Origin of the sequence: Stenotrophomonas pictorum JCM 9942 (genome assembly GCF_001310775.1) — a bacterium.
Lineage (GTDB): Bacteria > Pseudomonadota > Gammaproteobacteria > Xanthomonadales > Xanthomonadaceae > Stenotrophomonas > Stenotrophomonas pictorum.
In genome coordinates this window covers 1-2599 of sequence record NZ_BAZI01000366.1, presented here as the reverse complement: position 1 = coordinate 2599, position 2599 = coordinate 1, and the positions used below count along the sequence as shown (strand labels likewise).

Genomic DNA, 2599 nt, shown 5'->3' with positions numbered 1-2599 from the left:
CTTCGTCAACAGCTTTTTGAGGAGGCTGTTGACGACGCTTTTCGGTGCAGCCACTGGTGTGACGGGCGCCGTGAAGCAAGGAAGCGAATTCTAGACATCTTTGTGAAATGTGCAATGCATTTCTGTGACATCGCAGCAAATCGGCCGCTGGCGCCAGATCCGGCAAGGTCTGCCCGGGCAACTGCGCTGTTCGCCAGTCCTGTTTCTCCAGTCCCGTAAGTCCGCATAGGGATGCTGGGCCACAATGCGGGTTGCTACCCTCGCTACTGACCATGACCGACTCCGCATCGCGCTCGTTCTTCCGTGACCTTTCATTGCCGGCCGTCATTGCCGGGTTCATCACGGTGCTGGTCGGCTTCGCCAGCTCGGCGGTGATCGTGTTCCAGGCGGCGCAGCGCGTGGGCGCCGGGCAGGCGGAGATCGCTTCCTGGATGTGGGCGCTGGGGATCGGCATGGGGGTGACTTGCATCGGCCTGTCGCTGCGCTACCGGATGCCGGTGGTCACGGCCTGGTCCACGCCCGGTGCGGCGATGCTGGTGGTGGGCACCACCGTCCTGCCGCTGTCCGATGCCATCGGTGCATTCGTGCTGGCCGCGGTGATGGCGGCGCTGGCCGGCTTCTCCGGGGTGTTCGAAAAAGCGATGCGGCGGATTCCGGTATCGCTGGCCTCGGGCATGCTGGCCGGCGTGCTGCTGCGCTTCGGGCTGGATGTGTCTGTCTCGGTCGGCACGCAGCCGCTGCTGGTGCTGGTGATGTTCGCCACCTATCTGTGTGGACGCCGGTGGCTGCCGCGCTATGCGGTGATCGCCACCTTGCTGGTAGGCGTGGCCATCGCCGCCGGCCAGGGACTGATGCATATGGAGCAGGTGCAGCTGCAGCTGGCGTTGCCGGTCTTCACCGTGCCGACGCTGTCGTGGACGGCGGTGTTCGGCATCGCCCTGCCCCTGTTCATCGTGACCATGGCCTCGCAGAACGTGCCGGGGGTGGCGGTGCTGAAGGCCTGCGGCTATGACGCGCCGGTCTCGCCGGTGGTGGGCTGGATCGGTGTGACCAATACGCTGCTGGCGCCCTTTGGCGGCTACGCACTCAATCTGGCGGCAATCACCGCGGCGATCTGCATGGGCCGGGATGTGCACGAAGATCCGGCGCGCCGCTATACCGCGGCGGTCAGCGCTGGCGTGTTCTACCTGGTGATCGGCCTGTTCGGTGCGACCGTGGCGGCGGTGTTTGCCGCGTTCCCGAAAGAACTGGTGGCAACGCTGGCCGGTATCGCGCTGCTGGGCACGATCGGCAACAGCCTGGCCGTGGCGCTGAAGGAGGAAACCGAACGCGAGCCGGCGCTGGTGACCTTCCTGGTCACCGCCTCGGGCCTGTCGCTGGCCGGCATCGGCTCGGCGTTCTGGGGACTGGTGGCCGGCGTGCTGACCCTGCTGGTGCTACGTCGGCCAGCTGCAGCACGCTGACTGTCATCCGGCGGCAGCTCCCTATATAGAAAAGAACCCCCCGCTCCGGCATGCGCGGGGCAGATGCCGGCTTACAGCGCTTTGACCTCCAGCACCTGCTTGAGGACATGGCGCCCGCCCGGCGCCAGTTCGATCACGTCCGGGCCGGCGTTGGCCGCTTCGATACAGACGTAGTTGCGCCACGCCGCGCCGATGTCCTCCATCTTCGCCGCCGCCACTTCGCCGGCGTTCCAGACCACCGCGGTGCGGCTGCCACTGGTGCTGATGGCGATCGCCCGCTGGAAGCCGGGGTCACGCAGCACATAGCGGCCACCGGCCTGGGTGTACAGACGATCGCTGCGGCCCGGGTCGCGCGGATCGCGCAGGTTCCAGTCGCCGCGCTGCACATGGGCGTTGCCGCCATCGAGCTTGTCCAGATAGGTCAGGCCGTCCAGGCCGCTGACCTCCACCTGCAACGCATCGCTGACGTTGAAGTAGTTGTGCAGCGCCTGGGTGAAACTGACCGGCTGGCTACCCCGGTTCTCGGTGACCAGTTCCTGCTCCAGGGTGCGGCCGATGCGCAGGACCATGTGCATGCGCAGATCCAGGTTGTCCATCACCGGCGGCGCCAGGGTCAGCACCATGCTGCCATCGGCTTCGCGGCGGGCCTCGCGCAACTCCCAGGCCACGGTACGGACAAATCCGTGCGCGGGCACCTCGTTGCTCTGCCCCTGGCGCGAGAAGTATGGCCAGCACACCGGCGCGCCGCCGCGGATCGGCGTGGGCGGCTGTCTGGCGCTGGGCGACAGCCACATCACATCCTGGCTGCCGGTGGGCACAAAGGACAGCAGTTGGCCGCCGAACACGCTGATCGCGGCGGTGGAGAACGGCGTTTCCACCTTCCACGCGGTGAAGCCGTTGAAATCGCCTGTGCTCAGGCCCTGCACATCCTTCATTGAAACGCTGCTCCGTACGATCGGTGACTGGACAAGTTGCGGGTAGTTGGCCGGCAGGAGGAACGCCGTGGGCGATGCCGGTTTGGCAGCGCGCAGCGCCTGCAGGATGCGGGTGCCGGCGCGGCCATCGGCGTTTTTCCAGCCAGGCGCTGCTGTTCGGTCTGGATGGCGCGGCGGGTGGCGCTGCCGACCATGCCGTCG

At 66.8% G+C, this 2599-nt stretch carries 1 protein-coding gene and 1 pseudogene; one reads left to right on the top strand and one right to left on the bottom strand.

Annotated elements, in window-relative coordinates; all coding sequences use genetic code 11:
• Positions 1 to 272: 272 nt before the first annotated feature.
• Entirely contained in the window at positions 273 to 1463 is a 1191-nt protein-coding gene (locus tag JCM9942_RS13765) for a benzoate/H(+) symporter BenE family transporter (RefSeq protein WP_054660382.1), read from the top strand.
• Between the two features lie 71 nt (positions 1464 to 1534).
• Here JCM9942_RS13765 and JCM9942_RS13760 read toward each other — a convergent pair.
• Positions 1535 to 2599, bottom strand: a pseudogene (locus JCM9942_RS13760) (D-hexose-6-phosphate mutarotase); the annotation flags it as partial.